The following is a 23,909-nucleotide window of genomic DNA, read 5'->3' as shown; positions in this document are numbered from 1 at the left end:
GTATCAAACGGGGCGGAGCCGTTCGTTTCAGTTGGTTGTGCGATGGGGGGTCAGGCGGGGCGGTTGAAATCGCCGCCCTGAACGCCTGTGGTGAAGGCGTCCCACTCGCCTGGTGCGAACACCAACGCCGGGCCGGTCGGGTTCTTGCTGTCCCGCACGCCGATCATCCCGCCGTCGAGCCAGCCCACTTCAACGCACTGCGAACCACTTTCGCTGCGGCTGCTCTTGAACCAGTTCGCCCCGGATAGGTCACCGTTCATCGCTCGTAACTCCTTGCCACCCGCCGGAGCAGGTCTCGCGATTCCACTTCACCCAGGCACGTACCCGGTCAAGGCCTGAACAGGCTGACAACAGAGTCGAGGTCCCCTGCGCTGGTCCTCTCCAAGTAGACGGTGGGCAGTTCGAAGGACACAAGTTGCAGCGGCCCCGCTCCGCCCGTGTGGTGGGCGATGCGGGGCCGGTCGATTCCGTTAGTTGTGCGATCCTGGTCAGGCGGGGCGGTTCGATTCGCCGCTCTGCATGCCTGTGGTGAAGGCGTCCCACTCACCTGGTGCGAACACCAACGCCGGGCCGGTCGGGTTCTTGCTGTCCCTGACGCCGATCATGCCGCCGTGGAGCCATGCCACTTCGACGCATTGCGAACCGCTGGCGCTGCGGCTGCTCTTGAACCAGTTCGCCTCGGATAGGTCACCGTTCACCGCTCGTAACTCCTTGCCACCCGCCGGAGCAGGTCTCGCGATTCCACTTCACCCAGGCACTTGTCCCGGATGACCGAGGCGAGCTCACTATAGAGCCGAATCTCCTCGGCTTTCTCCAGGTATACATCCTGCGCCGGGCCTCCCTCCAGGTAAACGATCGGCGGTTCGATCGGCACACCTCTGGCGTTCGAGTCGAACTCCATGATGATGAACAGGCCGTGCGGCATCCCCCAAGCCATCCCGGCGCTGAAGGGATGGATCCGCAGTGTGACGTTGGGCAGCTTCGAAATCTCGGCCATGTGCCGGTGCTGGACCGACATGATCTTCGGCCCTCCGACCATGCGGTGCAGTGCCGACTCATGCAGCAGGACTTCCAACGCAACCGGCTTGGTCTTGCGAGTGACTATGGCTTGCCGCCTGAGTCGGTGCTCCACACGCCGCTCGATGTCTTCCCTGCTGAATTCCGGATATGCCCCGATCACTGCGCGCGCGTAGTCTGCGGTCTGCAACCACCCAGGGACGTGTTCGTGGTACGTGGTCAGTCGCCGCGCGGCCGCTTCGAGCCCGACGTACATGTTGAAAGCGCCGCTGTATAGACCGCCATACGCGTGATACCAGCTCTTCGTTCTAGCTTGCACCGCAAGGTCCACCGCTGCCTCGGTATCCGGGGCCTCCACGGCGTACAGCTCGCATAGCGCCTGGACGTCCTGTTTACGGACCTTCTGAATCTGTCCGGTCTCCATGCGCTGGAGTACCGCCCGGGACAGATCGACGAGTTTTGCCGCCTCGGCGATGGTGAAGCCAGCCGCTTCGCGGCGGTCGCGCAGGAAGCGTCCGAGTTGGCGACGGGGCAGGGTCGATGAGGGGCCTTCTTCATCAAGGCTGGTCACGCAGGTCTCCTAAAAGTGAGTCGTGCGGGATTGCAAACCGATCTCGGTCAGCTCGAGAACCGAGCACCGTCCTGGGCAATTGAGCCGATCAGGAGTGGGTGCTCGTTTTCGAGCGTATTCGCTGGTCACGGGTGGTGTGCTGGTTTCCGGCGTTCGAGGCGGAAACCCGCGCAGGGGGCCGCGCCTCAGGAAAGTGAATCCAAACACGCACGCTGTCAACATGATCGGGAAGAGATGATGCACGCCCAAAAGATCGGGACAACCGGCCGGCTCGCCACGCATAGGAGGCAGCCACCGAATGCCGTAGGACTGATACGAACCGAGATATCCGGACCGCACGCCCCACGGCACGCGATCGAAATACGCCGCCACGCCGAACGATTGGGCTACCACTACCTCTACACCGTCCGGCCGCAGGAAGGGGAAGTCGATCCGGTCGGGTACGCGCTGGCCGTCGCGGTCGGCGTGCACGCTGCCGCCCTCGTCGTCCACGACCTGACCACCGTGGACAACACCCCCGCGCGGGTCTGCGAGACATGCGACCTCGAAACGGTGTGCCCTGCGGTAACTTGGGCGCGCGCCGAGCCCGGTGTGATCGGCCCTGGCCATACCCACCCTGACCACCCGCTCACCATCGGCGAGTCGCATCGAATCATGCAGCAGCACAGAGGATGTCGTGCCGCCACCTGTCCACGGAAGGCGTCGGCGCTCAGCTGCCTGGTGCGGGCGGGCAAGCTCGTTCCGCCGGTTTCGAGCCCACGCGAACGCGCCGCGGCTCGTGGTCTGGCGTTCGAACCCGCCGATCGACTGTCCTTCTCGGCTGGCCCCAGCCTGGAAACACTGCTGAATGTGCTGGACGCGCTCGCCGCCTCCGTCGCGGATTCCCGAACGCCGGTATCCCGTCCGCCCGAAGTCGCGCACAGCGAGCGGGACTGATGTGGAATGCGCGACATCCATCACACCGAAGCCGAGGGCTTTCGGGCTACCTGGCGACCGGAAGGCCACCGCATCGCGATCTTGGTCGTGCGGGACGCATCCGACATGACGCCGATCGCCTCGTACCACCCCGGCTCTTACCCCGACCTCGCGCAAGCCCGCGAACTGATGCCGGAATTGACCGGACTATGGGACGCGGTTCGCCACGACTTCTGGTCACAGCTCCTGCCCGGCCATCGACCTTCCACCGCCTGTGTCGACGGCTGGATGTGAGCACGTGGGTGGCCGGGTAACAGGCCGCGTGCCGCTCAGCAGCGGTGCAGCGCGGTGAGCAGGGTGTCCAGGATCGGTGAGCGTTTGGCGTCGGCGCGCAGCACCGCCGACACCGGAATCCGCAGCTTGTTCTCGGCCAATCGCAGGACGACGAGTCCTTCGGTGGTGCTTTCGGCGTAGAGCACGGTCCACGCGTCCGGGCGGTTGATCAGCTCCATCGTCGCGGTGTGGTCCGGCGGAATGGGCGGCCCGAACGTAGGCCCGGTGGGGAGTTCGGCGAAGGCGTTGCGAATGACGGTGTGCAGGAGGACCTGCTCCTGCTCCGGGGGCAGTAGCAGGGGGTAGGAGGCCAGATCCGCCAGCGTCACCGCGTCCTTCGTCGCCAGCGGATGCGCGCTGGAGGTGGCGATTACCAGATCCTCCACCCACAGCTGCTCGACCACGAGTCCGGGCTGGTCGACGCGGCCGCGGATCAGGGCCAGATCGCAGTCGCCGTCGGTCACCGCGGTGATGCGCTGGCGGAAGGGTTTGATGACGAACTCGATCTCCGCCTCCGGATGCGCGGCGCGCGCCCCCGCGATCGCCGAGAGCGAGCGGGTGGCGAAGGACATGTTCGCGGCCAGGCGGATGCGCGGTCCGACCGTCCGTACGGCGGCGCGGATCGCCGACTCCAGGCTCAGCATTTGTTTCGCAAGGGGAAGTAGCCGTGCGGTGGCGTCGGTGGGCACCACCGAGCGGGTCGAGCGCTCGAACAGTTGCACACCGAGGTCGCGCTCGAGCCGGGAGATCTGGTGGCTGATCGCCGACTGGGAGATGAAGCAGCGCGCCGCGGCGCCGCTGAAGCTGAGCTCCTCGCACACCGCGACGAAGTAGGTGAGCTGCCGAAGTTCCACGGCCGCCTCCTCATTAATTACGAATCGAGATAAGAGTCATCTGAATTATGCGCCCACACACCTGAAATATCCGCCCTCCGGATCGCGGTTCGTAATGAGAGAAGGAGGCTGTCATGCAGTACGTGGACGCGGGAATCGAAACCGCGGGTGTCGTCATTGTCGGATCGGGGTTCGGCGGGCTCGCCGCCGCCAAGCAACTGGCCAAGTCGGGGGTGGACTATGTGCTGATCTCCAGCACGCCCGAGCATCTGTTCCAACCGCTGTTGTACCAGGTAGCGACCGGTGTGCTCACATCGGAGGAGATCGCCCCGCCGATCGCGGGCATCCTGCGCCGCCATCGCGAGGCCGACGTTCGCCTCGGCACCGTGGTCGGCATCGATCCCGACCGCGCCATCGTCACCTACGAACACGAGGGCGTATCCCACCGCATCCGCTACGGCTCGCTGATCGCGGCCACCGGCGCGAGCCAGTCCTACTTCGGCCGCGACGACTTCGCGGAGAAGACCTATTCCCTCAAGACCATCGATGACGCGCGCCGGTTGCGCGCGCAGATCGCGCGCGTCTTCGCCGAGGCCGCGCAGGCCGACGAGCAGACCAGGCGCAGGCTGCTGAGCTTCGTCGTGGTCGGCGCGGGCGCGACCGGCGTCGAGGTGGCCGGTCAGCTGAAGGAGCTGGCGAAGCGGCACTTCCACCAGGAGGTCTCGGTCACGCTCGTCGAGGGCGCGGGCGAGGTGCTCCCCCCGTTCGGCGGCGGACTGTCCGAGTACGCGAAGAAGTCGCTGACCAGCAGCGGCGTCGAGGTGCTTCTCGGCACCTTCGTCACCGACATCGAGCACGGCAAGGTCACCGTCAAGAGCGCCGACGGCGTCGAGCACGCCATCGCGGCGGAGACCGTGGTCTGGTCGGCGGGCGTGCAGGCGGGCGGGTTCGCGAAGATCTTGGCCGAGGCCACGGGCGTGGCGACCGACCGCGCGGGCCGGCTGCTGATCAACCCGGACCTCACCGTCGGCGGCTATGCCGACATCTACGCCATCGGCGACATGACCTCGCTCAACGGCTACCCCGGCCAGTCGCCGGTGGCCATGCAGGAGGGCAGGCACGCCGCCGACATCATCCGCCGCAAGAAGCAGCCCGGCACCCCCTTCACCTACTGGGACAAGGGCAGCATGGCGGTGATCAGCCGGTTCAGCGCCGTGACGAAGCTGAACGACCGCATCACCTTCCGCGGCGTGATCGCCTGGTTCATCTGGCTCGCGGTGCACCTGTTCTACCTGGTCGGCTTCCGCAACCGCTTCGCCGCGGTCGCGTCCTGGCTGGTCGCGTTCATCTTCACCGGGCGTCCCGGTTTCGCCGAAGAGGACACGACCGCGCCGAAGGTACTCGCCGCGGAGAGTCGCGCCGCGTAAAGGTTCCCGCACCTGAGAATCGCGCCGCGCACGGTCGAAGGCGGCGCGATTCACGGTGTGCGCGGCTGTCGCACCGCATCGGCCTCGAGCGCGATTCGCGCGGTAAACCGCATGTCGGAGGCGGTTTCGATGCGGAGGGGCGAACGCGGCGGAACTGTTCGGTGAACGCTCGGTGTGACAGCCGTCTCGTTCACCGAACCGGCATCGCGGCGACACTTCGAGGTTGCTGGGACGCATTGTCGGACTGGCTACATCGTGGATATGACTATTTCGTCCGTGCTGACGGCCCCGGCTCGACCGACGGACTCCGGGGAGGGACGGTCGCGCTACTCGCTGGTGGTCTCCTCCGACCTCGATCACCGCGTCGCCGCGCAACGCCTGCGCTACAACGTGTTCGCCAACGAGCCGGGCTTCCGGATCCCGGACGACGGAACCGGTTTGGACGCCGACCGTTTCGACGAGCACTGCGACCACATGCTGGTGCGCGACGACGCCAGCGGCGAGTTCGTCGGCTGCTACCGGATGCTGCCGCCGGACAAGGTCGCCGCGGCGGGCGGCTACTACACGGCGACGGAATTCGACCTCACGCAGCTCGATCCGGAAGACATGCGGATCGTCGAGATGGGCCGCGCCTGCGTGGTCCCCGATCACCGCAACGGCTCGGTGCTCACCCTCATGTGGGCAGGGATCCTGCACTACATCCAGCTCACCGGTTACGAGTGGGTCATGGGCTGCGTGTCGGTGCCGATGCGGGACACCCCGGCCGATCCGCCCGGGGTCAACGTGCGCGGTGTGCGCGACATGCTGCTGGGCAGGCACGCCTCCGACCCGGAGCGCCGGGTGCACCCGTACAACCCGGTGATCGTCGACGGGAAGACCCTGGACGAACTGACACCGCCGTCGCGGCCGAAACTGCCCCCGCTGGTGCGCGGCTACCTGCGGCTGGGCGCGGAGATCTGCGGCGAGCCCGCCCACGATCCCGCTTTCGCGGTCGCCGACTTCGTCGCGCTGCTCGGACTGAACACCATCAACACCCGCTACCTCGAGCGACTACAAGACGCCGCCGCGTCGTTCGACGGGGGACGGTGAGGACCGTGGTCTTCGACGCGCCACCCGCCACGTCCGCGGCGCACGCATGGATGCCGTCGAGCCCCTGCGGTCCCGGCTGCATCGACGCGATCGATGAGGTCGGCGCCGCACGGGTGGCCGCCCGGCTGGCCGGAATCGCCGGCCTGCTGCTCAGCTACCCGATCGCGCACACGGTGACCCCGCGCGGCAAGCGTGCGCCGTTGCAGCGCGGCTATGCGCGTCTACTGCTCGGTTGCCTCGGCCTGCGGTTGCGCGTGGTCGACAACCGGGTGGCCGCGGACGAGCGCGTTGTCGTCGATGAGGGCGACATCGCGCTCGCACCCGCCGGTTTCGGCGCCGCGGACCGGGGTGTGCTCGTCGTCGCCGGGCACATCAGCTGGACCGACATCGTCGCGCTGGCTTCGGTGCAGCCGCTCGGCTTCGTGGCCCGCGCCGACATGGTGGACTGGCCGCTGATCGGCAACCTCGCCAAGTTGATGCGGGTCATTCCGATCGAACGCGAGAGCCTGCGCGGGCTGCCCGGCGTGGTGGCCGCGATCGGAGCCAGGTTGGCCGCCGGTGAGCGGGTCGGCGTCTTTCCCGAGGGCACCACGTGGTGTGGCCGTGCCTACGGCACCATTCGACCCGCGTTGTTCCAGGCGGCGGTGGACACCGGCACCCCCGTGCAGCCGGTGCGGTTGCGGTACCTGGACCGGCACGGCGTGCCGTGCACGGTGCCCGCCTTCGTCGGCGTCGACACCTTCGCCTCCTCAGCCCGGCGCGTACTTCGTTCGCGCGGAATGGTCGCCGAAGTGGTGCTGGAGCCGGTGCTGGAACCCGGCGCCGACCGGCGCGAACTGGCCCGCCGCTGCGAGGCCGCCGTCCGCGGCGCCGCGCATGAGGCGCCGGCGGGCACGGAGTGGATCGAGGCGGGGCACACGCGGGTTCAGGACCCGTCGCTCACGGCCGACGCACCGGAAGTGCGCAGACCGCGGCGCGTGTTGCGCGGTAGGCGCAGCGCTACGGCCGCTCGGTAGGCGTGGCGCTGCGGCCGCGCGTTGGCGACGACCGCACCGCACGGACGCCGTCGCGCGGTATTCCGCGCGATAGTGGTACGTATGCTTCCAGTTCTCGATCTCGCCGAGGCCGACCGCGATCCGGAACGGTTCCGGTCCGATCTGCTGTCGGCAACGCACGAAACCGGATTCTTCTATCTGATCGGTCACGGTATCGACGTGGACCGGTCGAACGAGGCGCTGGCGGTCGCGCGGCGGTTCTTCGCGTTGCCCGCCGCCGCCAAGGACGAGATCAGTCAGCTGAAGAGTCCGCAGTTCCGCGGGTACTCCCGGCTCGGCGGTGAGCTGACCAACGGCGAGGTGGACTGGCGCGAGCAGATCGATATCGGTCCCGAGCGCGCGGTGATCGACGGCGCCGAGGGGTACTGGCACCTGCAAGGACCGAACCTGTGGCCCTCCGCGCTACCGGAGCTGCGCGAGGTGTTCGAAGCGTGGAGCGAATCCCTGTCCGAGGTGGGCCTGCGACTGCTGCGGCAGTGGGCGGCTGCCCTCGGCGCGCCCGCTGACCTGTTCGACGCCGCGTTCGCCGACCAGCCCGCCACGCTGATCAAAGTGGTCCGGTATCCGGGCAGCGCGGAGAATCCGCAGGGCGTTGGGGCGCACAAGGATTCGGGTGTGCTCACGCTGCTGCTGGTGGAGCTGGATTCGCGAGGACTGCAGGCGGAGCTGTCGCCAGGGGAGTGGGTGGACGTGCCGCCGTTGTCAGGAGCGTTCATCGTCAACATCGGCGAACTGCTCGAGGTCGCCACGAGGGGATATCTGCGCGCCACCCGCCATCGCGTACTCGCGCCGGAGCCGGGCGCCGACCGCGTCTCGATCCCCTTCTTCCTCAACCCGGCCCTGGACGCCACCATCCCGATCATCACCCTGCCGCCCGAGCTGGCAGCCCACTCCCGTGGCGTCGAGGCAGACCCGGACAACCCGATCTTCGACACCTACGGCGCGAACGCGTGGAAATCCCGCACCCGCGCCCACCCCGACGTCGCGCTGCTGCACCACGGCATCACCCCGGGCGAGGCCATCGGCGCCTACTGACACTTTCGTGGCCGCACATGAATCCGGGGCGAGCCGATGCCGGCCCGCCCCGGAGACACAGGGAGGAGAACTCAGAAGCCGCTTCCCGTCGGCGGACGCCACCGGTGGTCCCACCTGCCGTGGTCCCAGTCGTCGTGGCGGTCGCGGCCGCGGAACCAGTCGTCGTGGCGGCCGCGGTCCCAGTCGTTGTGCCTGCCGCGATTCCAGTCGTCGTGGCCGTGGCGGCCATGGGTCGCGTCGAGCTGGTCGGCGGGCTCGAGCACGATCGGGTCGGCGAGCGCGGGCACCGCGACGGCGGCGACCGGCATCAGAGCGAGCACCGACGCGGCGGCGGCGCGCGCCAGCACACGTCGCGTGCGTCCATGGGTGCGTGGGTTCATCGGAACTACCTCACTATCGATTCGTCCGGAGTCGACCGCTCGGCATTCCGCCCCCGCCATCCGCTCCACGGAATGAGCGGATCAGCGATCAACACGCTGAACAACGTACCGCTATTCAGCGGCTCATTCAATAGGTGAATACCCTGAGATTTCCCCGGTCGGGGGGCCTTCGGCCGGGCGCGGCCCCGGGGAACGGACCCCGCGCGGGCGCTCGAGCAGGGGGGAATAACCGGCTGAGCGTGACAGCTATCCTTAACTGGTCATGAAGTCGGCTTTTTCGGGTCCGGTCAACGGTGCGCCCCAGACGGTCTACCTCGATCACGCGGCCACCACACCGATGTTGCCCGCGGCCATCGAGGCGATGACGGCTGCCCTGCGCAGCACGGGCAACGCGTCCTCGCTGCACGGTTCGGGCCGCGCCGCCCGGCGGCTGCTGGAGGAGGCGCGCGAGTCGATCGCGGCGGACCTGGGCGCACGGCCATCGGAGGTCGTTTTCACCTCCGGCGGCACCGAGAGCGACAACCTGGCGGTGAAGGGCATCTTCTGGGCGCGCCGCGACGCCGATCCGCGCCGCAACCGGATCATCGCCAGCTCGGTCGAGCATCACGCGGTGATCGACGCGGTGGAGTGGCTGGAGCGGCACGAGGGCGCTGAGGTCACCTGGCTGCCGGTGGACGCCGACGGCGTGGTCGCCCCCGCGGCGCTGCGCGCCGCGCTCGCCGCCCACCCCGACGACGTCGCGCTGGTCACCGTCATGTGGGCGAACAACGAGGTCGGCACGATCCAGCCGATCGGCGAGCTGGCCTCCGTCGCGGCGGAATTCGCCGTGCCGATGCACAGCGACGCCGTGCAGGCGGCGGCGCAACTGCCCATCGACTTCGGCGCGAGCGGCCTGTCCGCGGCCAGCTTCGCCGGGCACAAGGTCGGCGGACCGCACGGTATCGGGGTGCTGCTGCTCGGCAGGCAGGTGCCGTGCGTGCCCCTGCTGCACGGCGGCGGGCACGAGCGCGACCTGCGGTCGGGCACCTCGGACACGGCGGCCGCCATCGGGCTGGCCGCCGCGCTGCGCCAGACCTCGATCGAACGCCACGCCAGGACCGCCGAGCTGGTCACGTTGCGAGACGCGCTGATCGACGGTATCCGCGCGATCGCGCCCGACGCGATGCTCAACGGTCCCGTCGGCGGAGGGCGGCTGCCCGGCAACGTGCACGTCACTTTCCCCGGCTGCGAAGGGGATTCGCTGCTGATGCTGCTGGACGCGGCGGGAATCGAATGCTCGACGGGTTCGGCGTGCACCGCGGGCGTCGCCACGCCGAGTCACGTGCTGATCGCCATGGGCGTCGAGCCGTGGCAGGCGCGCGGATCGCTGCGCTTCTCGCTGGGGCACACCTCGACGCGCGCCGACGTCGACGCGGTCCTGGCAGTCTTGCCACAGGTTGTTGAGCGGGCCAAGGCCGCGGGCCTGGCCGGTGCGAAAGGAGGTGTCTGATGCGGGTACTCGCCGCGATGAGCGGTGGTGTGGATTCGGCCGTGGCGGCGGCGCGTGCCGTCGACGCCGGTCACGAGGTGGTCGGCGTGCATCTGGCGCTGTCGGCGACACCGGGCACGCTGCGCACCGGGTCGCGCGGTTGCTGCTCGAAGGAGGACGCCGGTGACGCTCGGCGCGCCGCCGACGTGCTCGGTATTCCGTTCTATGTCTGGGATTTCGCCGACCGCTTCAAGGAAGACGTCATCGACGACTTCGTCGCGGCCTACGCGGCGGGTGAGACGCCGAATCCGTGCCTGCGCTGCAACGAGAAGATCAAGTTCTCCGCGCTGGCCGACCGCGCGGTGGCGCTCGGCTTCGACGCCGTGGTCACCGGTCACTACGCGCGGCTGGACGACGGCGTGCTGCGCCGCGCCGTCGACGCCGACAAGGACCAGTCCTATGTGCTGGCGGTGCTGACCGCGCAGCAGCTCTCCCGTGCGATGTTCCCGGTGGGCGACACCCCCAAGCCGCAGATCCGCGCCGAGGCCGCCGAGCGCGGACTCGCCGTCGCGAACAAGCCCGACAGCCACGACATCTGCTTCATCCCCTCCGGCGACACCCGCGCCTTCCTGGGCGCGAAGATCGGCATCCGGCCCGGCGCCGTCGTCGACGCCGATGGGCGGGAGCTCGCGCGGCACGAGGGCGTGCACGGGTTCACCATCGGCCAGCGCAAGGGTCTCGGATTGCCGGGTCCCGCCGCCGACGGCAAGCCCCGGTACGTCACCGGGATCGATCCCGAGTCCGGCACGGTTCGCGTCGGATCGGCCGATGACCTGCGGGTCTGGACGGTCGAGGCGGAGCGTGCGATCTGGACTTCCGGCTCCGCGCCCACGGGTCCGATCGAGTGCGTGGCGCAGGTGCGCGCGCACGGCGGCATCGCGCCCGCGGTCGCCGAGGCGGTGGGCGACGGACTGCGCGTGCGGCTGCGTGAGCCGCTGACCGGTGTCGCGCGCGGCCAGGCCGTGGTGCTGTACCGCCCGGATCCCGCGGGCGACGAGGTGATCGGAAGTGGCACTATTTCCGGTACCGCCCGCGAGCCGGTCCCGAGCGACGCGCGGGTCGACGCGCGGCGGTGATCTTCGGGCATCGTCTCCCCGGTTGCCCGTGCGACAGTGCATCCGAGGACGGTCCAGCCGCTGAACGCGGCGCGGTCGCGTAACGGCGGAATCGAGCGGACGGAGTACGACGAGGGTGGACGAGACCGGCACGGCTGACGTGGCGCGAGACAGTGGGACGGGTACGGCGACCGAGCCGGTCCGCTTTCCGGGCGGCATCGCCACCGGCATCGGCTCCTGGCCGGGCACCGATCCGCGTGAGGCCGCGGCGACCATCGTCGGCGAACTCGGTGAGCTGCCCCACCTGGTGGAGTTGCCGGGCCGCGGCGCGGGCGCGGACCTGATCGGCCGGGCCTCCGCCCTGCTGGTCGACCTGCGCTTCGACACGACGCCGAGGGGCTACCGGCTCGCGCCGCGGCCGGGCGCGGTCTCGCGCCGGGCCCGCGATCTGCTGCGCACGGATCTGGACGCGCTCGAGGAAGCGTGGGAGAACGCGGGCTTGTCCGGCGGCGACCGGCTGGTCAAGGTGCAGGCGGCGGGGCCGCTGACCTTGGCCGCGCAGGTCGAACTGCCCGGCGGGCACCGTGTGCTCACCGATTTCGGTGCGGTGCGCGATCTTTCGGACTCGCTGGCCGAGGGGCTGGCGCAGCACGTCGCCGAGGTGGGCAAGCGGCTCGGCGCGCGCGTCGTCCTGCAACTGGACGAACCGTCGCTGACCGCGGTGCTGGAAGGCTCGCTGCGCGGGGTGAGCGTACTGAACACGGTGCGCGCTGTGCCCGAACCGGAAGCGCTCGCGCTGTTGGACACGGTGATCGCCGCCCAGTCCGCGCCGGTGCTGGTGCACAGTTGCGCGGAGCCGCCCGCGTTGGGCTTGCTGCGTCGCAGCGCCGCCGCCGCGATCGGCTTCGACCTGAGCACGATCGGCACCAGGCAACTCGACGAAGTCGGGGAGACCGTCGAAGCGGGCAAACAGTTGGTGCTCGGTGTGGTCCCGACCGAAGTACCCGCGACTCCGGTCACCTGGCGCGATCTCGCCGAGCCCGGTGTCCGGCTGGTCGACCGGCTCGGCTTCGGCCGCCGCACGCTGGCGCAACGGGTCGCGGTCAGTCCCGCGTGCGGTCTCGCGGGCGTTCCGCTGGAGTGGAGTCGGCGCGCACTGCGCTTGGCCGCGGAGGTCGCGCGCGCGTATGCGGAAGAGCCGGAAGAGCTTTCCTTCGACTGACGTTCTCGGTAACGGAAGAGATGGATCGCCGCACCCGATCCTATCCGCGACTCCGGGCGGGTTCTGCTCGCGTGCCTTCAGCGCTGGGAGTGAACTACGGTGCCCATGGTGCAGCCCTTGGAGCGCCCGGTCGTACTCAGCATGATCTACACCGTTGGGTCTGTCCTGCTCGGTCCGGCCATCTACCTGGGCGGTTATCTACTTTTCACGCGCGGGATCATGGATTACTGCGAGTTCGCTCCAGGCGACGGCGGGTTCCGGGCGGCGCAGGGCTTTCAAATCACCGGCGCGGGCGTCATGCTGGTCGCCGGGTTCGCTCTACTCGCCGATCTGTCGGCTCATCGCCCTCGGATCAGCCGGGTTCGATACTTCTCCAGCGGCTTCGGAGTTCTCGCGATGATGTGTGGGTTCGGCCTGGTCATCGTGTTGTCCGGACCATCGGGGCAGGTCTGTTCGCCGGGATGACACCGCGCGAACCCGATCCGCCGGGTGTGGGCGCCACACCGTCGAGACGGACAGGCCGCGCGTCGATGCCGCCCGAGCGCTGTGCCGGCGCCGAGAAACGGACCGGCCGGAATTCGTGTCCGTCAGGGCGGCGACGTGCGCGAACACGGCGGCTGCCTGTCGGTGGCCTCCGCTAATGTGCGATGGGTGAGTGACAGCGAGAGCGCGGCGGCCCCGGCGACGCCAGAGCAGCGGGTGGAGTGGCAGCAACTCGCGGACGAGGTGCGTGAGCACCAGTTCCGCTACTACGTCCGGGACGCGCCGATCATCTCCGACGGGGAGTTCGACGCGCTGTTGCGACGGTTGCAGGCCATGGAGGACGAGCACCCCGACCTGCGCACGCCGGATTCGCCGACCCAGCTCGTCGGCGGCGGATTCGCGACCGATTTCACCGCCGTCGACCACCTCGAGCGGATGCTGTCGCTGGACAATGTGTTCGACGTCGACGAACTGCGCGCCTGGGCCGCCCGGGTCGAGGCCGAGACCGGACCGGACCTGCACTATCTGTGCGAGGTCAAGATCGACGGCGTCGCGCTGAACCTGGTCTACCAGAACGGCAGGCTGATCCGCGGCGCCACCCGAGGCGACGGACGCACCGGCGAAGACGTGACGCTCAACGCGCGCACCATCGACGACATCCCCGGCGAGCTCACCCCCAGCGAGGAGTTCCCGATCCCGGGGCTGCTCGAGGTCCGCGGCGAGGTGTACTTCCGGCTGGAGGATTTCGAGACGCTCAACGCCGCCATCGTGGCCGAGGGCAAGCCGCCCTACGCGAACCCGCGCAACACCGCGGCCGGTTCGCTGCGGCAGAAGGACCCGGCGGTGACCGCGCGGCGCAGGCTGCGCATGATCTGTCACGGCTTCGGCCGGATCGAGGGCTACACGCCGACCTCCCAGTACGAGGCGTACCGCGCGCTCGCCGCGTGGGGCCTGCCGGTGTCCGAGCACACCAGGCGGGTGCAGGGCATCGACGCGGTGATCGAGCGGGTGGCCTATTGGGGCGAGCACCGCCACGACATCGAGCACGAGATCGACGGCCAGGTGATCAAGGTCGACGAGACCGCGCTGCAACGCCGCCTCGGCTCCACCTCCCGCGCGCCGCGCTGGGCGATCGCCTACAAGTATCCGCCCGAGGAGGCGACGACCAAGCTGCTGAACATCCAGGTGAACGTCGGCCGCACCGGCCGGGTGACGCCGTTCGCGGTGATGGAGCCGGTGTCCGTCGCCGGGTCGACGGTCGCGATGGCCACCTTGCACAACGCCGCCGAAGTGAAGCGCAAAGGCGTGCTGATCGGCGACACGGTCACCATCCGCAAGGCGGGCGACGTGATTCCGGAGGTGCTGGGTCCGGTGGTGGACGCGCGTCCCGAAGACGCGCGCGAGTTCGTCATGCCGACGCACTGTCCGGAGTGCGGCACCGAGCTGCGCCCGGAAAAGGAGGGCGACGCCGACATCCGCTGCCCGAACCAGCAGTTCTGCCCGGCCCAGTTGCGCGAGCGCGTCTACCACGTGGCAGGCCGCGGCGCGTTCGACATCGAGGCCCTCGGCTACGAGGGTGCGATCGATCTGCTCAAGTCCGGCGCTATCACCGACGAGGGCGACCTGTTCGACCTGGACGAGGCGACGCTGCTGACCACCTCGCTCTACGCCAACAAGAACGGCAGTCTCTCCGCCAACGGCAAGCGACTGCTTGAGAACCTGGCCGCGGTCAAGAACCGGCCGTTGTGGCGGGTGCTGGTCGGGCTGTCCATCCGGCACGTCGGCCCCACCGCGGCCCGGGCGCTGGCCGCCGAGTTCGGCAGCTTGGACCGCATCGAGGCGGCGTCGGTGGAGGAATTGGCCGCCGCCGACGGCGTCGGCCCCACCATCGCGGCCGCGGTGGCGGAGTGGTTCACCGTGGACTGGCACCGCGCCGTGGTGGCGAAGTGGCGGGCCGCCGGCGTGCGGATGGAGGACGAACGCGACGAATCCATCGAACGCAACCTGGAGGGCCTGTCCATCGTGGTGACCGGCTCGCTGCAAGGCTTCACCCGCGACGGCGCCAAGGAGGCGATCCTCGTGCGCGGCGGCAAGGCGGCCAGTTCGGTCTCGAAGAAGACCGCGTTCGTGGTGGTCGGCGACGCGCCGGGATCCAAGGCCGCCAAAGCGGAGGAACTCGGTGTGCCGATCCTGGACGAGGAGGGGTTTCAACGGCTGCTGGCCGGCGGACCGGAGGCGGTCACGCCGGAGATGGCCGCGGAGGACGCCGAAGCCGAAGAGTGATCGGCGCTTGACCTGAAGATACGTTGAGGTATGAGGATCGACCGGTAGGCGACTACCAGGAGGTCATCATGTCTCGTCCTACCGCGCTCATCACCGGCGCGTCGGCCGGATTCGGCGCGGCGCTCGCGCGGGCGCTGATCGAACAAGGGTGGCGGGTACTGGGGACCGGCCGTCGCGCCGACCGGTTGACGCGGGTGGCCGCCGAACTCGGGCCGTCGTTCCTCGCGGTCCCCGGCGACGTCACCGATCCGGCGGATCGCGCCCGGTTGGCGGACGCCGCGCGCGGTGCGGGGGAACTCGCCTTGGTGGTGAACAACGCCAGCCGTCTCGGACCGAGTCCGCTGCCCCGCCTTGCGGACTACCCACTCGACGAGTTCGAGCGCGTCTTGCGCACGAATGTGGTCGCGCCACTGGCGATCACGCGGATCGCGCTGCCATTGCTGCGGCCGGACGGGGCCGTGGTGAACATCAGCTCCGACGCGGCGGTGGAGCCGTATCCCACGTGGGGTGGATACGGCGCGTCCAAAGCCGCGCTCGATCAGCTCACCGCGATTCTCGGCGCGGAACATCCGGACCTGTCCATCTATGCTTTCGATCCCGGCGACATGCGCACCGAGATGCATCAGGCGGCGTTTCCGGGCGTCGACATCTCCGACCGTCCGGAGCCTGCGACGGTGGTGCCCGCGCTGCTGCGGCTGCTCGTCGAGAAGCCGAAGAACGGGCGTTACACCGCCGCGGATTTCGTGGCCGGGCGTGCGTCATGACGGTGCGGACCGAACTGCCGACTTTCGAACTGTCCGTGGAACGCCACGCCACCGTCCCGCCCGAGGCGAGGGGGATGGCGCGTGACGATGTGCGTTTGCTCGTCGCCGACGACGGACTGACGCACTCCCGATTCCGGGAGCTGCCCGACCGCCTGCGCCCGGGCGACCTCCTGGTGGTGAACAACTCGGCGACCATGTCGTCGGCGGTCGACGCCACGGCGGACGGCGAGCCGGTGGTGCTGCATTTCTCCACCTGGCTGGACGACGGCCGCTGGGTGGTCGAGGTGCGGACCACCGAGCGCACTCCCTATCCGGCCGAGCGGCTCTCGGCCGGGACCGTGCTGCGATTGCCGGGTGCGGCGGCGACATTGCGCGCGCCCTGGCTCGCCGGTGGACGCAGGCTCTGGAGTGCGGAGGTCACCGGCGACGTGCCCCTGTTGCTCGCCGCCCACGGCCGTCCCATCACGTATTCCTATGTGCCGCAACGGTGGTCGGCCGACTACTATACGACGGTTTTCGGCCGCGTGCCCGGTAGCGCGGAAATGCCGAGTGCCGCACGCCCGTTCACCGAGCGCCTGGTGCTGGATCTGATCGCCGCGGGCGTCGCTCTCGCGCCGATCTCCCTGCACGCCGGGGTGTCGTCGCCCGAGACCGGAGAACCGCCGAGCCCGGAGCGGTTCGCCGTCCCCGCCGCGACGGCGCGGCTGGTGAACGACACGAAAGACGCCGGTGGGCGAGTCGTCGCGGTGGGCACGACGGTCACGCGGGCGCTGGAGACCGCCGCCGACCCGTCGGGCCTGGTCCACGCGTCGCGCGGGTGGACCGACCTGGTGCTCGGCGCGCGGCGACCGGCCCACGTGGTGGACGGTCTGATCACCGGTTGGCACGCGCCCGGCGCGTCACACCTCGATCTGCTGGTGGCGGTGGCCGGAGCGGAAACCGTCGCCGCCGCCTACGCCACGGCCGTGGAGACCGGCTATCTGTGGCACGAGTTCGGCGACAGCGCCTTGTTGTTCGGGCGTGGTGCGCTCAGCTGACCGTGACGGTGGCGCCCAGCTGGCCCGCGATGTCGAACCGCCCGCAGCGGCCGTCGCTGAGGTCGAGCTTCTGGGTGATGATCTTGCCGCGGCGGTTCTTGAACGTCGCCTCGGCGGACACGTCCGCGCTCGCCGTCGAGCAGACCTTCGACACCACGCCGGGCGGGTCGTAGCTGACCGTTCCACCGCCCTGACAGGTGTTCGTGCTGTTGGCCAGGAACACACGCGCGGTGCCCTCCGGACACGGCGCGTCCGCCACCACTTCCGGCGCCACGACCAGCGAGCCCAGCGCGAGCGCGGCGACGACGGAGCCTCCGCCCACCACACGACGAACCGTCGATCCCATCGTTACCCTCATCCCATCGCACAACTTCGGCAGTACGCCGCGGCGGGACCGCGGCGTGCAGGCATGCTAACCCGCTATCACCGCGCTTGTCCCGGTGAGGGAGGTGGCTACCGGCTGCACAACAGGTCGTCCACGGCGAGTTCGGCATCCGCGTAGCGCACCGGGATGCGGTCACCCGGTCAACGTTTTGCCAGGTCCATCCGTAGTCGTATGCCGGAGCCCGGCAACGGTTGCCCACCGGTGGGGCAGCGGGTGTGCGGGTGCTTGCGGGCGACAGATGGGCTGTACCGGCGGGTTGCCATCGCTGACTCGTCGCGCAGACGGAAGTATGGCGGCATGCTGCGCAGTTTTCAGGTGACCAATCACAGATCGCTGGCCGACGAGCAGGAGTTGCGGCTCACCAAGGGGAGCGGGCCGGTGGCGGTGCCGGTGACCGCGGTGCACGGCGGCGCGGCCGCGGGGAAGACGAACCTGATCGATGCGCTCTGGCAGATGCGCGACGCGGTGTTGCACTCGGTGACCGGATGGGACCCGTACGCGGGTCCGGTCCGGGCGCCGCATCTCGGATTCCCGGAACGGCCTTCGGAATTCGTGGCCGCATTCGTCGCCGAGGGCGTGCCGTACACCTACGGGTTCCGGCTGGACAACGCCGACGTCACCGCGGAATGGCTGCACACCCAACCGCGGTCGCGCAAGCGAATCGTGTTCGAGCGCAACGGCGAACAGATCAAGATCGGCCCGATGTTCGAGGCGGCGCGCTACGGCATCACCGCGCTGGCTCCGCTGGTGCGCCCGAACGCCCTGCTGCTCAGCCTGGCCGGGCAGATGTACTCCGACGCGCTGGTGCCCGCCTACCGCTGGTTCGAATCCATGCTCGAGGTGCAGCGCGGTCCCGTCGAACCCGACGCCGTCGCTCACCGGCTCGGCAGCCACATCTCCCGGTCGCCGGACAACGCGGCGCGGCTGCTGCTGCTGCTGCGCACGGCCGAGCTGGGCATCACCGACCTGCTCGTCGCCGAACCCGACCCGATGTACGCCGACTACCTGCGCGACCTGGACGCCGACATCGCGGGCCTGGGCAAACAGATCGACCTGTGCGCCTCCTCGCCCGCCTATGCCGACCAATTGCTGCGCGACAACGGTCTGACGGCCGTGCTGCTCGAGCGCGAGCTGACCAATCTGAAGGCCGCGCGCGACGCGTTGTACACGCGCATGGTGGCCCGGCGCGGCGTCGGCCTGAGCCTGGTGCACGACGGCATCGACGCCCCGTTCGGGATCGGCGACGAGTCCTCGGCGACGTTGTCGTTGCTGCGGGTGCTGCCCGCCATGCTCGACGCGCTGGACGAGGGCCGGGTGCTCGCCGTCGACGACATCGGCGCGTGCCTGCCCGCCGAGGAGACCGATCGATTGATCCAGCTGTTCCAGAACCCGGAGACGAATGCGCGCGGGGCGCAGTTGATCTTCACCACGAACGATCGGACGCTGATCGACCGGGGCAACGGGCGCTCGCAGCGCACCCGCACGTCGGTCTGGCAGGTCCGGCGCACCGCACAGGGCGCCAGCGAACTCACGCCGGTGTGACGCGCACCTAGCATGGGGACATGCTGGAGTTCGTCGCGCTGGTGACCCTGACCGCCGTGCTGGTGTCGCTGATCGTGTTCGCCATCCGCGGCAAGCGCGGCTACCGCCCGGCGAACCCGGAGGAGGGCACGCTGTACATCACCGGCGTGAGCCCCCGTCCGGACGCTCCCGGCGAGCAGTACGTGACGATCACCGGGAAGCTGACCGGTCCCTCGGTCCCGGGCAAGATCGTGTACGGCCGTTTCGTCTGGGACACACGGTCCTGGCCGTCGATCGGCGACCTGCTCACCGTCGTCTATCCGGCGGGCAAGCCCGACCACTGGCAGATCTCTCGTTCCGGCTGATCGGTCGCCTCGGCTCGGGGGAGCGGCCGCGGGTGTAGACGCTTGTTGCTCGACCCGTCCGCCGACGCCGTGCGGGGCCCTTGCGTCATTTTTCCGGAAGGCCCGGCCCGTGCGGGGGCGCCGAGTCGGCGGGCGACATGCCGTCGCGGGTGCCCAGCGTGAGTATGCCCCGCGCCGAGGACGACGTGCCGTAGCTCACCCTACGGCCGATGGCATCATGCCGGTATGGATGTGCGTGACGCGGATGTCGTCGTCCGGGCGGCGCGGCCGGAGGAGTACGCGGCGATCGGCGAGCTGACGGTGGAGGTCTACGTCGGCGAGGGCTATGTGGCGGCGGGCAGCTGGTACGCGGGGGAACTGGCCGACACCGCGCGTCGCGCCGCGTCGGCCCGGGTCCTGGTCGCCACACACGCGGTCCGGATCGTCGGCTCGCTGACGGTCGCACCGGCGGGCAACCCGTACGCGGAGATCGCGCTGCCGGGTGAACTGGAGTTCCGCATGCTCGCGGTCGCGAAGGCCGCGCGCGGACTCGGCGCGGGAACGGCGTTGGTGCGCAGCGTGATCGACCTCGCCCGCGCGGAAGGTTGCGCGGCGGTCGCCCTCACCACCATGGCCGCCATGGTCGACGCCCGGCGGATATACGAACGCTTCGGCTTCCGTCCCGTGCCGAGCCGGGACTGGCGTACCTCAGCGGGGGAGTTGCTGCACGTACTTCGGCTACCGCTCGGCTCTTCCGGCGATTCCGCCTAGGTTCGTCCGGCAGGACGTGCCGGAAGCGTGCGGGAAGGGGCCGAGCCGAGTTCCTGCCGATTCGCGCCGCGAAAGCCGCGGCGCCCGTTGGGATCAGCCGAGGACGGTGGCGACGATCCCGGCGAGGTAGCCGAGGCGGGCGACCTCGGAGGGCCGGAAGTCGGGACCGCCCGGCCTGCCGAGCAGCAGCACCTTGCCGGTGTTGCCGAGGGGAGCCGCGGCGAGTTTGGTGTCCATGTCGCGCCAGATCTCGGGCACCCACTCGGCTTCCGGATCGAGCACCGTCGGCTTCTCCAGCGGCATCCACGGCGCCGAACCCGCTTGTGTCTGTGGTGCGCTCGGGCTGCCCACCACGCGGTAGGCCCCGTGCGGCCCGATGTCGATGATCGTGCTCCAGCCGACCCGCAGCACCCGGGGCACGCCGTCGACCAGCACTTGCATCCGGTCGTCGCGAGCGCTGGCCACCTGATCGATGAGCTCGAGCTCGCGGTGGGTGTCGAGCACGCCGGAGTACGGGCGGATCGAGTCCACGTGCACGTCGCCGATCGACTCGGCGGCGGTGATGAGGGTGTCGGGGAGGGCGCCGGAGGGCACCTCCACGACCAGATCGTCGACGGCGTAGCCCGCGCCGCGCTCCACCACGTCCAGCGAGAGGATGTCGGCGCCGACGGAGCCGAGTGCGAGGGCGAGCGCACCGAGGCTTCCCGGTCGATCCGGAAGTTGCACGCGGAGCAGATACGACACGTGCGTTTCCTTTCTTAGGGCGGCCGAGGCTCTGAACGGATACCCGGGTGACGCAATACTTACACCCCTTACGGCCGGTTATCGAGTCGAAGCCCGGCGAGTGACATGCGCCACTCGGCGAATTCGCGCGAAACCGGCGTGTCGGGCTGGTTCGCACGGACGTGTCGCGGGCCGGAGGCGGTTGCCAGGGGCCTGCTGCGCGACGGTTTCCCCGCCGCGCCTGCGAAGCGCGGGTGCCGGGTGGTGACCCGGGCCCCGGTGGCTAGGCTGTGTGGGTTGAGCACTGTTGATAACGAAGCCGAAAGGGGTCCCGCGGTGCCCGCCATCTCCCGCGACGAGGTCGCACACCTCGCCCGGCTGTCCCGGCTCGCGCTGTCCGACGCGGAACTGGATCAGTTCGCCGGACAGCTGGATTCGATCCTGAGCCATGTGCGGACCATTTCCGAGGTAGCCGCCGCCGACGTCCCGGCTACGGCGTCGCCGAACCCGGCGACCAATGTGACCCGTCCCGACGAGGTGGTGCCGGGCCTGACGCCGCGGGAGGCGCTGTCGGGCGCGCCCGCGGTGGACGAGCAGCGGTTCATGGTGCCGCAGATCCTGGGGGAGGGCGAATGAGCGCAGCATCGCATGGCGATTCCGTGGGGGGCGGTGCGACGGGTGGGTCCGACCTGACCACCCTGTCGGCGGCCGAGCTGGCCGAGAAGATCCACGGCCGCGAACTGTCCTCGGTCGAGGTCACCCAGGCGCACCTGGACCGGATCGCCGCGGTCGACGGGGAGTACCACGCCTTCCTGCACGTCGCGGGCGAGCGGGCGCTGGAGGCCGCGGCCGCGGTGGACGCCGCGATCGCCTCCGGCGCCGAGCCCGCCTCGCCGCTGGCCGGAGTTCCTTTGGCGCTCAAGGACGTCTTCACTACCACGGACATGCCGACCACCTGTGCGTCGAAGATCCTCGAAGGCTGGGTCTCGCCCTACGACGCGACGCTCACCACGCGGTTGCGCGACGCGGGCATCCCGATCCTCGGCAAGACCAACATGGACGAGTTCGCCATGGGCTCCTCCACCGAGAACTCCGCCTACGGCCCCACCCGCAACCCGTGGGACACCACCCGCATCCCGGGCGGCTCCGGCGGCGGCTCGGCGGCGGCGCTGGCCTCGCATCAGGCCCCGCTGGCCATCGGCACCGACACCGGCGGGTCGATCCGCCAGCCCGCGGCCGTCACCGCCACCGTCGGCACCAAGCCCACCTACGGCACGGTGTCGCGCTTCGGCCTCGTCGCGTGCGCGTCGTCGCTGGACCAGGGCGGTCCGTGCGGTCGGACCGTGCTGGACACCGCGCTGCTGCACGAGGTGATCGCCGGATACGACCCGCGCGACTCCACTTCCCGCGACGTGCCGGTGCCGCCGGTGGTGGCCGCCGCGCGGGCCGGGGCGCAGGGCGATCTGCGCGGGGTCAGGATCGGCGTGGTGAAGGAACTGCACTCCGACAGCTATCAGCCCGGCGTGCTCGCCTCCTTCGACGCCGCCGTGGCGGTGCTGAAGGATCTCGGCGCGGAAGTGGTCGAGGTGTCCTGCCCGCACTTCGAATACGCGCTGTCGTCCTACTACTTGGTGATGCCGTCGGAGGTGTCCTCGAACCTCGCGCGGTTCGACGCCATGCGCTACGGCCTGCGCGTCGCCGACGACGGGCAGCACAGCGCCGAGCAGGTCATGGCGGCCACCCGCGCGGCCGGGTTCGGCCCCGAGGTCAAACGGCGCATCATGATCGGCACCTACGCGCTGTCGGCGGGCTACTACGACGCCTACTACGGCCAGGCGCTGAAGGTGCGCACGCTGATCGCGCGCGACTTCGACAAGGCCTACGAGCAGGTCGACGTGCTCGTCTCGCCGACCAGCCCGTTCACGCCGTGGAAGCTGGGCGAGAAGGTCGACGATCCGCTGGCCATGTACCTGTCCGACCTGTGCACCCTGCCGACCAACCTGGCCGGTCACCCCGCAATGTCGGTCCCGTCCGGTCTGAGCAAGGACGACGGCATGCCCGTCGGCCTCCAGATCATGGCCCCCGCCCTCGCCGACGATCGCCTCTACCGGGTGGGCGCGGCTTACGAGGCCGCCCGCGGTCCCATCGCCTGACGATTGCTCGCCGAGCCGATCGGTCTCCCGCCTGCGCGGTACCGAGCGGCTGTGCGAGCGATCATGCGGGCCAGGTGAATTCGGGATCTCGGGCGTAGTCGTCGCGACGTTGCTCCAACGCGAGCGCGACCATCTGGTGCGCGCCGGGTCCGATGATCTTGCGTAGCGGGGGGTTCGGCATGTTCACCAACTCGATCAGGCCCGCGGCGCCGACTTCGGGTGACGCTTCGATCCACTCGGATTCGGTGTCGGCGGCCTGCTCTTCCGTGGCGTTCGACGTGTTCCCCGGCTCGGCTTCGGTCGTGGGAGCGGCAGTCGCCTCGGCGGGGTAGTCCGGCATACCGAGGATGGCGTTGCGCAACTCCGCATAGGCGGGGATGCCGGTGGCGAATCGCATGCTCGACTTGGCCCAGTCGGTGTCGAAGCCGCCCATCTGCGCGAGCGTGACCCGGATGCCGAAGGGGCGCAGTTCGTCCGCGAGCGAGGCGCTGAATCCCTCCAGTGCCCATTTGCTCGCGTTGTACATGCTGAACAGGGGCAGGCTGCCCACGGCTCCGACCGTGGAGATCTGCACGATGTGCCCCGAGCCCTGGGCGCGAAGATGGGGCAGCGCCGCTCGGGAAACCCACAGGGCGCCGAAGAAATTGGTGTCCATCTGGTCGCGGATCTGCGCCTCGGTCAGTTCCTCCACGGCGCCGACCAAGCCGTAACCGGCGTTGTTCACGATCACATCGATCGTGCCCATCAGTGCGAATGCCTTGTCCACGGTGGTGATCACGCTCGCGTGGTCGCGCACGTCCAGAGGCAGCACGGTCAGGCGGTCGTCGGCGATGTCCGCGAGGGACCGCGGGTCCCGGGCGGTCGCGACGACACGATCGCCCTCGGCCAGCGCGGCCGTGGTGAAGGCGCGGCCGAGTCCGCGGCCTGCTCCGGTGATGAACCACGTTCGGGTCATGGGCGATCCTTTCGTCGCGAGACGCTCCGT

At 69.6% G+C, this 23,909-nt stretch carries 26 protein-coding genes; 18 read left to right on the top strand and 8 right to left on the bottom strand.

Annotated elements, in window-relative coordinates:
- Window positions 1–50: 50 nt before the first annotated feature.
- The 3 genes from NB3_RS06060 to NB3_RS06050 form a co-directional block, all read right to left on the bottom strand.
- Window positions 51–260 (bottom strand): DUF397 domain-containing protein, encoded by a 210-nt coding sequence (locus tag NB3_RS06060; RefSeq protein WP_067797716.1) that lies wholly within the window; start codon window positions 258–260, stop codon window positions 51–53.
- Window positions 261–488: 228 nt separating this feature from the next.
- Complete coding sequence (locus tag NB3_RS06055; protein WP_067797713.1) at window positions 489–698, bottom strand: DUF397 domain-containing protein; 210 nt, start codon at window positions 696–698, stop codon at window positions 489–491.
- Entirely contained in the window at window positions 695–1,588 is an 894-nt protein-coding gene (locus tag NB3_RS06050; RefSeq protein WP_067797710.1) for a helix-turn-helix domain-containing protein, read from the bottom strand. Before NB3_RS06050 ends, NB3_RS06055 begins: the two co-directional genes overlap by 4 nt.
- Window positions 1,589–1,969: 381 nt before the next feature.
- Here NB3_RS06050 and NB3_RS06045 point away from each other — a divergent pair, with 381 nt between their 5' ends.
- Complete coding sequence (locus tag NB3_RS06045) at window positions 1,970–2,524, top strand: hypothetical protein (RefSeq protein ID WP_067797707.1); 555 nt, start codon at window positions 1,970–1,972, stop codon at window positions 2,522–2,524.
- A 6-nt stretch (window positions 2,525–2,530) separates the two neighbouring features.
- On the top strand, window positions 2,531–2,797 hold the full coding sequence (locus tag NB3_RS06040; protein WP_067797705.1) for a hypothetical protein: 267 nt from the start codon (window positions 2,531–2,533) through the stop codon (window positions 2,795–2,797).
- Between the two features lie 35 nt (window positions 2,798–2,832).
- Here the strand turns inward: NB3_RS06040 and NB3_RS06035 are convergent, their stop codons facing one another.
- Window positions 2,833–3,690, bottom strand: a complete 858-nt coding sequence (locus NB3_RS06035) for a LysR family transcriptional regulator (protein ID WP_039799706.1) — start codon at window positions 3,688–3,690, stop codon at window positions 2,833–2,835.
- A gap of 113 nt (window positions 3,691–3,803) precedes the next feature.
- Between NB3_RS06035 and NB3_RS06030 the strand changes: the two genes are divergently transcribed.
- The 4 genes from NB3_RS06030 (at window position 3,804) to NB3_RS06015 (ending at window position 8,275) form a co-directional block, all read left to right on the top strand.
- A complete protein-coding gene (locus NB3_RS06030) occupies window positions 3,804–5,096 on the top strand; it encodes an NAD(P)/FAD-dependent oxidoreductase (protein WP_067797702.1) in 1,293 nt (430 codons plus the stop codon).
- Between the two features lie 261 nt (window positions 5,097–5,357).
- Window positions 5,358–6,185: a GNAT family N-acetyltransferase gene (locus tag NB3_RS06025; protein ID WP_067797699.1), complete on the top strand. Its 828-nt coding sequence runs from the start codon at window positions 5,358–5,360 to the stop codon at window positions 6,183–6,185.
- Entirely contained in the window at window positions 6,182–7,201 is a 1,020-nt protein-coding gene (locus NB3_RS06020; RefSeq protein WP_443093669.1) for a lysophospholipid acyltransferase family protein, read from the top strand. Before NB3_RS06025 ends, NB3_RS06020 begins: the two co-directional genes overlap by 4 nt.
- 81 nt (window positions 7,202–7,282) lie before the next feature.
- Window positions 7,283–8,275 (top strand): isopenicillin N synthase family dioxygenase, encoded by a 993-nt coding sequence (locus NB3_RS06015; RefSeq protein ID WP_067797696.1) that lies wholly within the window; start codon window positions 7,283–7,285, stop codon window positions 8,273–8,275.
- Window positions 8,276–8,346: 71 nt separating this feature from the next.
- Here NB3_RS06015 and NB3_RS06010 read toward each other — a convergent pair whose 3' ends face one another.
- Window positions 8,347–8,655, bottom strand: a complete 309-nt coding sequence (locus NB3_RS06010; protein ID WP_157111560.1) for a hypothetical protein — start codon at window positions 8,653–8,655, stop codon at window positions 8,347–8,349.
- A gap of 262 nt (window positions 8,656–8,917) precedes the next feature.
- On the opposite strand from NB3_RS06010, the gene NB3_RS06005 reads away from it, so the two are divergent.
- From NB3_RS06005 to NB3_RS05975, 7 genes are all read left to right on the top strand, one after another.
- Window positions 8,918–10,144, top strand: coding sequence for a cysteine desulfurase family protein (locus tag NB3_RS06005; protein ID WP_067797691.1), 1,227 nt, complete (start codon window positions 8,918–8,920; stop codon window positions 10,142–10,144).
- Window positions 10,144–11,259 carry a tRNA 2-thiouridine(34) synthase MnmA gene (mnmA, locus tag NB3_RS06000; protein WP_067797688.1) on the top strand — a complete coding sequence of 372 codons (1,116 nt, stop codon included), beginning with the start codon at window positions 10,144–10,146 and terminating at the stop codon, window positions 11,257–11,259. Before NB3_RS06005 ends, mnmA begins: the two co-directional genes overlap by 1 nt.
- Window positions 11,260–11,398: 139 nt before the next feature.
- The gene (locus tag NB3_RS05995) at window positions 11,399–12,460 is read left to right on the top strand and encodes a methionine synthase (RefSeq protein WP_067798440.1); all 1,062 of its coding nucleotides are present in this window, start codon (window positions 11,399–11,401) and stop codon (window positions 12,458–12,460) included.
- 105 nt (window positions 12,461–12,565) lie between these two features.
- Window positions 12,566–12,925 (top strand): hypothetical protein, encoded by a 360-nt coding sequence (locus NB3_RS05990; protein ID WP_067797685.1) that lies wholly within the window; start codon window positions 12,566–12,568, stop codon window positions 12,923–12,925.
- Between the two features lie 186 nt (window positions 12,926–13,111).
- Window positions 13,112–15,226 carry an NAD-dependent DNA ligase LigA gene (ligA, locus tag NB3_RS05985; RefSeq protein WP_067797682.1) on the top strand — a complete coding sequence of 705 codons (2,115 nt, stop codon included), beginning with the start codon at window positions 13,112–13,114 and terminating at the stop codon, window positions 15,224–15,226.
- A 68-nt stretch (window positions 15,227–15,294) separates the two neighbouring features.
- On the top strand, window positions 15,295–15,990 hold the full coding sequence (locus NB3_RS05980) for an SDR family oxidoreductase (RefSeq protein ID WP_067797679.1): 696 nt from the start codon (window positions 15,295–15,297) through the stop codon (window positions 15,988–15,990).
- Entirely contained in the window at window positions 15,987–17,027 is a 1,041-nt protein-coding gene (locus NB3_RS05975) for an S-adenosylmethionine:tRNA ribosyltransferase-isomerase (RefSeq protein WP_067797674.1), read from the top strand. The genes NB3_RS05980 and NB3_RS05975 overlap by 4 nt, the downstream gene beginning before the upstream one ends.
- On the opposite strand, the gene NB3_RS05970 is transcribed toward NB3_RS05975, so the two are convergent.
- Complete coding sequence (locus NB3_RS05970) at window positions 17,020–17,373, bottom strand: hypothetical protein (protein ID WP_157111558.1); 354 nt, start codon at window positions 17,371–17,373, stop codon at window positions 17,020–17,022. The two genes, NB3_RS05975 and NB3_RS05970, sit on opposite strands and share 8 nt — an antisense overlap.
- Window positions 17,374–17,709: 336 nt before the next feature.
- Here NB3_RS05970 and NB3_RS05965 point away from each other — a divergent pair, with 336 nt between their 5' ends.
- From NB3_RS05965 to NB3_RS05955, 3 genes are all read left to right on the top strand, one after another.
- On the top strand, window positions 17,710–18,954 hold the full coding sequence (locus tag NB3_RS05965) for an AAA family ATPase (RefSeq protein ID WP_067797669.1): 1,245 nt from the start codon (window positions 17,710–17,712) through the stop codon (window positions 18,952–18,954).
- 20 nt (window positions 18,955–18,974) lie between these two features.
- On the top strand, window positions 18,975–19,298 hold the full coding sequence (locus NB3_RS05960; RefSeq protein ID WP_067797666.1) for a hypothetical protein: 324 nt from the start codon (window positions 18,975–18,977) through the stop codon (window positions 19,296–19,298).
- A 225-nt stretch (window positions 19,299–19,523) separates the two neighbouring features.
- The gene (locus NB3_RS05955) at window positions 19,524–20,048 is read left to right on the top strand and encodes a GNAT family N-acetyltransferase (protein WP_067797663.1); all 525 of its coding nucleotides are present in this window, start codon (window positions 19,524–19,526) and stop codon (window positions 20,046–20,048) included.
- Window positions 20,049–20,141: 93 nt separating this feature from the next.
- On the opposite strand, the gene NB3_RS05950 is transcribed toward NB3_RS05955, so the two are convergent.
- Window positions 20,142–20,792, bottom strand: a complete 651-nt coding sequence (locus NB3_RS05950) for an ACT domain-containing protein (protein WP_067797660.1) — start codon at window positions 20,790–20,792, stop codon at window positions 20,142–20,144.
- A 315-nt stretch (window positions 20,793–21,107) separates the two neighbouring features.
- Between NB3_RS05950 and gatC the strand changes: the two genes are divergently transcribed.
- Window positions 21,108–21,407, top strand: a complete 300-nt coding sequence (gene gatC / locus NB3_RS05945; RefSeq protein WP_067797657.1) for an Asp-tRNA(Asn)/Glu-tRNA(Gln) amidotransferase subunit GatC — start codon at window positions 21,108–21,110, stop codon at window positions 21,405–21,407.
- On the top strand, window positions 21,404–22,924 hold the full coding sequence (gene gatA, locus NB3_RS05940) for an Asp-tRNA(Asn)/Glu-tRNA(Gln) amidotransferase subunit GatA (protein WP_067797654.1): 1,521 nt from the start codon (window positions 21,404–21,406) through the stop codon (window positions 22,922–22,924). The genes gatC and gatA overlap by 4 nt, the downstream gene beginning before the upstream one ends.
- Before the next feature lie 61 nt (window positions 22,925–22,985).
- Here the strand turns inward: gatA and NB3_RS05935 are convergent, their stop codons facing one another.
- Window positions 22,986–23,879 carry an SDR family NAD(P)-dependent oxidoreductase gene (locus NB3_RS05935; RefSeq protein ID WP_067797651.1) on the bottom strand — a complete coding sequence of 298 codons (894 nt, stop codon included), beginning with the start codon at window positions 23,877–23,879 and terminating at the stop codon, window positions 22,986–22,988.
- Window positions 23,880–23,909: the final 30 nt, after the last annotated feature.

Origin of the sequence: Nocardia beijingensis NBRC 16342, assembly GCF_001612785.1 — a bacterium.
In the GTDB taxonomy this organism is placed as follows: Bacteria; Actinomycetota; Actinomycetes; order Mycobacteriales; family Mycobacteriaceae; genus Nocardia; species Nocardia beijingensis.
The sequence above is the reverse complement of the archived record's forward strand: the minus strand, read 5'-3'. Positions and strand labels throughout refer to the sequence as shown.

What these genes read in the sequence shown, in the direction of transcription:
- NB3_RS06060 (WP_067797716.1), bottom strand. Translation starts at nt 260, where the DNA reads ATGAACGGTGACCTATCCGGGGCGAACTGGTTCAAGAGCAGCCGCAGC.
- NB3_RS06040 (WP_067797705.1), top strand. Translation starts at nt 2,531, where the DNA reads ATGCGCGACATCCATCACACCGAAGCCGAGGGCTTTCGGGCTACCTGG.
- NB3_RS06030 (WP_067797702.1), top strand. Translation starts at nt 3,804, where the DNA reads ATGCAGTACGTGGACGCGGGAATCGAAACCGCGGGTGTCGTCATTGTC.
- NB3_RS06025 (WP_067797699.1), top strand. Translation starts at nt 5,358, where the DNA reads ATGACTATTTCGTCCGTGCTGACGGCCCCGGCTCGACCGACGGACTCC.
- NB3_RS06015 (WP_067797696.1), top strand. Translation starts at nt 7,283, where the DNA reads ATGCTTCCAGTTCTCGATCTCGCCGAGGCCGACCGCGATCCGGAACGG.
- NB3_RS06010 (WP_157111560.1), bottom strand. Translation starts at nt 8,655, where the DNA reads ATGAACCCACGCACCCATGGACGCACGCGACGTGTGCTGGCGCGCGCC.
- NB3_RS06005 (WP_067797691.1), top strand. Translation starts at nt 8,918, where the DNA reads ATGAAGTCGGCTTTTTCGGGTCCGGTCAACGGTGCGCCCCAGACGGTC.
- mnmA (WP_067797688.1), top strand. Translation starts at nt 10,144, where the DNA reads ATGCGGGTACTCGCCGCGATGAGCGGTGGTGTGGATTCGGCCGTGGCG.
- NB3_RS05990 (WP_067797685.1), top strand. Translation starts at nt 12,566, where the DNA reads ATGGTGCAGCCCTTGGAGCGCCCGGTCGTACTCAGCATGATCTACACC.
- NB3_RS05980 (WP_067797679.1), top strand. Translation starts at nt 15,295, where the DNA reads ATGTCTCGTCCTACCGCGCTCATCACCGGCGCGTCGGCCGGATTCGGC.
- NB3_RS05975 (WP_067797674.1), top strand. Translation starts at nt 15,987, where the DNA reads ATGACGGTGCGGACCGAACTGCCGACTTTCGAACTGTCCGTGGAACGC.
- NB3_RS05970 (WP_157111558.1), bottom strand. Translation starts at nt 17,373, where the DNA reads ATGGGATCGACGGTTCGTCGTGTGGTGGGCGGAGGCTCCGTCGTCGCC.
- NB3_RS05965 (WP_067797669.1), top strand. Translation starts at nt 17,710, where the DNA reads ATGCTGCGCAGTTTTCAGGTGACCAATCACAGATCGCTGGCCGACGAG.
- NB3_RS05960 (WP_067797666.1), top strand. Translation starts at nt 18,975, where the DNA reads ATGCTGGAGTTCGTCGCGCTGGTGACCCTGACCGCCGTGCTGGTGTCG.
- NB3_RS05955 (WP_067797663.1), top strand. Translation starts at nt 19,524, where the DNA reads ATGGATGTGCGTGACGCGGATGTCGTCGTCCGGGCGGCGCGGCCGGAG.
- gatA (WP_067797654.1), top strand. Translation starts at nt 21,404, where the DNA reads ATGAGCGCAGCATCGCATGGCGATTCCGTGGGGGGCGGTGCGACGGGT.
- NB3_RS05935 (WP_067797651.1), bottom strand. Translation starts at nt 23,879, where the DNA reads ATGACCCGAACGTGGTTCATCACCGGAGCAGGCCGCGGACTCGGCCGC.